This window comes from Pseudomonas sp. SST3 (assembly GCF_003325755.1).
The window spans coordinates 1-5,942 of the sequence record NZ_QORI02000072.1 but is presented as its reverse complement, the minus strand read 5'-3'; the positions used below and the strand labels follow the sequence as shown (position 1 = coordinate 5,942).

Here is a 5,942-nt window from a genome sequence, read left to right as displayed (position 1 = left end):
GGTCAGCGATTCGTATTCGTCCGGCCCGGTGTGGCCGGCGAAGAAGCGTCGCCGGAAGGCTTCGGCGGCGGCGCGGCAGGCGTCCTCGCCTACGGCTTGCCGATCAGCCGCGCATTGCCCGCGTAGCGCCTTGAGCCGCACGGGGTCGGCGGCCAGGGCGTCGGCCAAGTTCTCGACCGGCTGCTGGCCGCAAGCGGTCAGCAGCACGGCCAGCAGGACGGAAAGCGCATCGCATGGCCGCCTCCCGTCAGTTGTTGTAGAAGTTGACGGACTGCGGCGTGTACGGCGTGCCGGTGCCGAGGAAGCGCCGCCGCACTTCGCGGGCGCGTTCGGTCGCCGCCGCCTGCCGCGCCAGTTCCAGCGAAGCGGCCCGGTCTTGCGTGATCTGGAGCTGCTGCGCCTGGATCGACTGCTTGGCCTGCAAGGCGAGAAGCTGATTCGTCGCCTGCATGGCTTGCAGAGCGCCGGTGGCCGACTGGCTCTGGCTCACGAGGTCGGCCAGCGCACTTTCGTCTTGAGCAAGGTTTTGCGACACCTGCGCCTGCATCCGCATCGCGGTGTGCAGACCGTTCAAGGTGTTCTGCCAGCGTTCGCGGGCGTCCTGCGCCATGCGGTCGCCGCTGATGGTGGCGGCATATTGCTCCGGGTACAGGCGGGCGAACGTGGCGTCCATGCTCTGCACGTCGTAGGCCAGGCCGCGTGCCTCGGCGATCAGGCGCTCAGTGGTGGCGAGCGTCGAGCGCAGCCGGTTGACGATGTTGAAGTCCAGCTTCGCCAGATTGCGTGCCTGGTTCATCAGCATCTGCGCTTCGTTCTGGAGCTGGTTGATCTGGTTGTTGATCTGCTCCAGCGTGCGGATGGCTGTCAGCGTGTTCTGCACGAAGTTCGACGGGTCGAACACCGTCAGCGCGGACGCGGGCTGCACGGCCAGCAGCGATACCGACAGCACGGCGGCGAGCGAGACGGACAGCAAACGGGGCTTGGTCTTCATGGTGAAACCTCCAGTGGTTGGGAGTTGAGAAACGAAGCGGCCGCCGGTGAGGACGGCAGCAGGTCGGCAGCCCAGTCGAGGCCGCGATGGCGCAGCCACGCGCCGGTGAAGCCGGGGGCGCCGGCCTGCGTCAGCACGCGGTCGATGTCGCGTTGGTCTTGAGGGGTGGATGCGCCCGCGAAGGCGAGCGCCAACGGCCCCAGGTCGAGATCGAATAGGCGGTTGCCGAGACGCGACTGGTAGTAGTAGTCGCGCTTGGGCTGCGCGGTGGCGACGATCTCGATCTGCCGGCTGTTGAGCCCGAAACCCTCATAGATCGTGCGAATCTGCGGCTCGGTCGCCTGCGGGTTAGGCAAGAAAATCCGACTGGCGCAGCTCTCGATGATCGCGGGCGCGATGGTCGAGTCCTTGATGTCCGCCAGGCTCTGCGTGGCGAAGATGACGCTGACGTTCTTTTTCCTGAGCGTCTTGAGCCATTGCCGGATGCGGGCCGCGAAAGATGGCTCATCGAGGAACAGCCAGGCTTCATCCAGAATCAGCAGCGTGGGCGCACCATCGAAACGCTCATCGAAGCGGGCGAACAGGTAGCGCAGCACCGCTTGCACGGCGGCGGGGCTGTGCATCAGTTCTTCCATCTCGAAGCCCTGCACGTCGGCCATGCCCAGCCGGTCGCGGTCGGCGTCCAGCAGCTTGCCGTGGGCGCCGCCAAGCACATAGGGCGACAGCGCTTGCCGTAGCGCGTTCGATTGCAGCAGCACGGAAAGCCCGGTCAGCGTGCGCTGTTCCACCGGCGCACCGGCGAGGCTACCCAGCGCCGACCAGATGGCTGCCTTCTCGTCGGGGCCGACGGTCACGCCTTCGTGCAGTAGCCGGCCTTCCACCCATTCAGCCGCCCAGGTGCGGTAGCCCTCGCTGTCGATACGGGCCAACGGCTGAAAGGCGATGCCGCCATCGGCACCGAGGTCGTAGTGTTCGCCGCCGAGGCCGAGGATCGTGGCACGCATGGAGCGGCCCATGTCGAAGGCGAAGATCCGCGAGCCGAAGTAGCGCCGGAACTGCATGGCCAGAATGGCAAGCAGTACCGACTTGCCCATGCCGGTCGGCCCGGCGACCAGTGTGTGGCCCACGTCGCCGATGTGCGTGACCAAGCGAAAAGGCGTCGCGCCATCGGTGCGGGTGACGATCAGCGGCGGGCCGTCCAGATGGTCGTTCTTCTCCGGCCCGGCCCACACCGCTGACAAGGGCATCATGTGCGCCAAGTTCAGCGTCGAGACGATGGGCTGGCGCACATTGGCGTAAGCGTTGCCAGGAATGGACGACAGCCACGCATCCACGGCGTTCAGCGTTTCGGGGATGGTCACGAAGCCCCGGCCCTGGATGACGCGCTCCACCATGCGCAGCTTTTCGTCGGCCGCGGCTGGATCGACATCGAGCACCGTCACTGTGGCGGTGAGGTAGCCGAAGGCCACTTGATCGCTGCCCAGTTCCTGCAGGGCGGCGTCGGCATCGGCGGCCTTGTTGCTGGCGTCGGTATCCACCAGCGGGCTTTCCTGCTGGAATATGGTTTCACGCAGCAGCGCGATGACGTTCTTGCGCTTGGCGAACCACTGGCGGCGCAGGCGACCGAGTTCCTTTTCCGCTTCGGCTTTGTCCAGGCAGAGAAAGCGCGTGCTCCAGCGGTAGGCGAAGCCCAGGCGGTTGAGGTCGTCCAGCAGGCCCGGCCAGGTGGAAGTTGGAAAGCCCCGCACCGACACCACGCGCAGGTGCTGGTCTCCCAGCGTGGGCGCCAGGCCACCGACTAGGGCGCAGTCGGCCAGTAGCGCGTCGATGTGGAACGGCACTTCGGGCACGCCCACGCGATAACGCCTCGTCGAAACCGCGGCGTGCAGGTAGGTCAGCGTCTCGGCGTCATCGAGCCAGGCGATTTCCGGCATCACGCCATCGAGCAAGTCGAAGACACGATCGGCTTCCGCCACGAAGGCATCGAGGCGACCGCCCCAGTCCACGCCATCGCCGGGCGCGTTCTCGAAGAGCAGCTTGGCCGCGCGGGCGCGCGATTCCTCGGGCGGCAGGTAAGCCAGCGTCAGGTGATAGCCGCTCTCGAAGTGATGCCCTGATTCCTCGAAGGCGGCGCGGCGTTCCTCGTCCACGAGCCAGGACAGCGGTTCGGGAAAGTCGGAGTGTGGGTAGTCCGCCGCCGGCCGGCGTTCGGCCTCAATGAACAAGGCCCAGCCCGAACCCAGGCGGCGCAACGCGTTGTTGAGCCGCGCCGATGTGGCGATCAACTCGCCTTGCGTGGCGCTGTCCAAGTCCGGCCCGCGAAAACGTGCCGTGCGCTGGAAAGAGCCATCCTTGTTCAGCACAACGCCCGGCGCGATCAGCCCGGCCCAGGGAAGCCAGTCGGCCAGCAGCGCGGGCCGTTGGCGGTATTCGGCAAGGTTCAGCATGGCATCGTCCTCACACGTCCAGCAGCGGCTTGTGCTTGATGTGCCGGGCGAAGACCTGCATGAACTGCGGATCGACACGCGCGCCCCATACGGCCAGCGAATGGCCGATGATCCAGAGCACCACGCCGGGAATCCACAGTTGCAGGCCCAGCCCGACGGCGGCGGCCAGCGTGCCGTTGGCAATCGCCACGGTGCGCGGCGCACCGCCCAGCAGGATCGGCTCGGTCAGCGAGCGATGCAGCGGCACTTCAAAGCCCGGAAGATCGGTGGCCGTGCTCATACGACGGCCCGCCGGAGAAGCTGAAGAACGACAGGAAGAAGCTCGAAGCCGCGAAGGCGATGGACAGGCCGAAGACGATCTGGATCAGCTTGCGAAAGCCGCCACTGGTATCGCCGAAGGCCAACGCCAGGCCGGTGGCGATGATGATGATCACCGCGACGATGCGGGCTACCGGCCCCTGGATGGATTCGAGAATGGATTGCAGCGGGCCTTCCCACGGCATTGAGGAACCGGCGGCCTGCGCCGTGCCCGCCAGCAACAGCATCAACACCGCGAGCAGCAACCCTTGTCCTGCGGGTCGGGCCAGGCGATGCAAACGCGCCAGCATGGGCAGCGGGGAAAGCGGGTTTACAGAAAGACGGAAAGCATCAACGTGCGTCATGGCAGTTCTCCAGGTTGTTCAGGGATCGAGGAAGGCGTAGCGGCAGCGGCTGTAAGAGGAACCGGCGGCAGCTCGGGAAGCGTCGCTTCCAGCGCATCCGCCAGGCGGTAGCCCGCGCCGTCGAAACCGACGACGCGGGAAATGGTTTCGACGTGGCGCTTGCGGCCGCGGCCTGCGATGTGGATCACGACATTGACCGCCTCGGCGATCAGGGCGCGGGGCGGATTCACCGCCACTTCGAGGATCAGTTGCTCCAGGCGCAGCAGCGCGCCCAACGCGGAGCCGGCATGAATGGTGGCGATGCCGCCGGGGTGGCCGGTGCCCCAGACCTTCACCAGATCCAGCGCTTCGCCGCCGCGCACTTCGCCGACGATCACGCGGTCGGGCCGCAGGCGCATCGTGGCCCGCACCAGCTCGGTCATGGACACGACGCCGGCGCGGGTGCGCAGCGGCACATGGTCGCGGGCCGCGCATTGCAGTTCGATGGTGTCTTCGAGCACCAGCACGCGGTCGCCGGTGGCGGCGATCTCGGCCAGCAAGGCATTGGCCAGCGTGGTCTTGCCGGTGCTGGTGCCTCCGGCGATCAGGATGTTGTGCCGCTCGCGCACGGCATGACGCAGAAACTCGGCCTGCCCAGTGGTCAGGATGCCATCAGCCACATAGCGATCCAGACCGATGATGCTCACGGCACGCTTGCGCAGCGCAAAGGCCGGGCCGGGTGCGGCGGGCGGCAGGATGCCCTCGAAGCGTTCGCCGGTTTCAGGCAGTTCGGCGGTCAAGAGCGGTTGGCCGCGATGCACCTCCGCACCGACATGGGCGGCGACCAGGCGGATGATGCGTTCGCCATCGGCTTCGGGCAGTTCGACGCCGAGCGGCGCACGGCCAGACGACAGCCGATCCACCCACAATGTCCGGTCGGGGTTGAGCATCACTTCCACCACGTCCGGGTCTTCCAGCGCAGCGGCGATCACCGGCCCCATCGCCGTGCGCAGCATCTGGATGCGGCGATCCTGGGATGCTGCAGCGGATGAGCGCGGTTCGGGCGGGATTTGAGGAACGGCACTCATGACGCACGCTCCGCAGTGCGTTCATGGGCGGCGGCCATCGCGGCCGCGTCATCCATGCGCATCTCGAACTCACGATCCTGGGGATGCAGTTCTTCCACCACGTCCCGTACCAGGCTGCGGCCACGCAGCAGGTGGCGGCCTAACTGTTCGACGAACTGCTCGAAGCGCGCCTTGCCCTGCGCGCGAGCCGCATCCTGATGGGCCTCCGGCACCGGCGTGCTGACGGTCAGGTAGTAGCGGACGAATAGCGCCAGCGTCTCGATCTGGATGTTCTGGTCACGCTCCAGGCGCTCGGCCTGCCGCGACAGGCGATCCAGTCGTTTGGCGATGGCGGCCTCACGCTGGTCGCCGGCATCGGGCGATAGCCACGATGCGAGCGCCGCCGCGACGATGGACGACTTGGACACGCCTTTCTTGGCGGCCAGTTCTTCCAGACGTTTGGCGTGCTCGTGCTGGATGAACAGATTGAGGCGGTATTGGCTCATAGGTCGATTCCGTCGTTGGGGTCGAGAGAAGCCAGTCGCGCCGTGCGTTGCAGGGCGGGGTCGATCTGGCCGGGAAGCACCGGGGGCATGTCGTCGTCATCGAGCAGCGACAGGTCGCTGCTCGGGGCATCCATCTCGGGGGCATAGGCGATGGCTTCGGACAGTTCGGGCTGGCGGCGTGGGCCGCCATCGTCGGTCGAACCCAAGGCCTCCAGGTCATCGGCGGACGCCGTGGCCGGTGTCGCGGGAACCGCAGGTATTGCCAAGCCGCTCCAGTCGTCAGGCCGTGC

The 5,942-nt window shown here is 66.8% G+C and carries 7 protein-coding genes and 1 pseudogene; all 8 read right to left on the bottom strand.

The features are described 5' to 3' along the window. On the bottom strand, positions 1–216 hold a 216-nt coding region (locus tag DQ405_RS23545; protein ID WP_168426301.1), incomplete at its 3' end, for a hypothetical protein. A 31-nt stretch (positions 217–247) separates the two neighbouring features. Continuing rightward, positions 248–991: a P-type conjugative transfer protein TrbJ gene (gene trbJ, locus DQ405_RS23540; RefSeq protein ID WP_011716362.1), complete on the bottom strand. Its 744-nt coding sequence runs from the start codon at positions 989–991 to the stop codon at positions 248–250. Beyond that, positions 988–3,438: a conjugal transfer protein TrbE gene (gene trbE / locus DQ405_RS23535; RefSeq protein WP_021204030.1), complete on the bottom strand. Its 2,451-nt coding sequence runs from the start codon at positions 3,436–3,438 to the stop codon at positions 988–990. Before trbE ends, trbJ begins: the two co-directional genes overlap by 4 nt. Before the next feature lie 10 nt (positions 3,439–3,448). Then, complete coding sequence (locus DQ405_RS23530; RefSeq protein WP_021204031.1) at positions 3,449–3,718, bottom strand: VirB3 family type IV secretion system protein; 270 nt, start codon at positions 3,716–3,718, stop codon at positions 3,449–3,451. Next, a complete protein-coding gene (locus DQ405_RS23525) occupies positions 3,687–4,100 on the bottom strand; it encodes a TrbC/VirB2 family protein (protein WP_168426300.1) in 414 nt (137 codons plus the stop codon). Before DQ405_RS23525 ends, DQ405_RS23530 begins: the two co-directional genes overlap by 32 nt. Further along, positions 4,097–5,167, bottom strand: a complete 1,071-nt coding sequence (gene trbB, locus DQ405_RS23520; RefSeq protein ID WP_022960601.1) for a P-type conjugative transfer ATPase TrbB — start codon at positions 5,165–5,167, stop codon at positions 4,097–4,099. The genes DQ405_RS23525 and trbB overlap by 4 nt, the downstream gene beginning before the upstream one ends. After that, the gene (locus DQ405_RS23515; protein WP_021204032.1) at positions 5,164–5,652 is read right to left on the bottom strand and encodes a CopG family transcriptional regulator; all 489 of its coding nucleotides are present in this window, start codon (positions 5,650–5,652) and stop codon (positions 5,164–5,166) included. Before DQ405_RS23515 ends, trbB begins: the two co-directional genes overlap by 4 nt. Further along, positions 5,649–5,942 (bottom strand): annotated as a pseudogene (locus DQ405_RS23510) (conjugal transfer protein TraG); the annotation flags it as partial. The gene DQ405_RS23515 and the pseudogene DQ405_RS23510, both read right to left, overlap by 4 nt.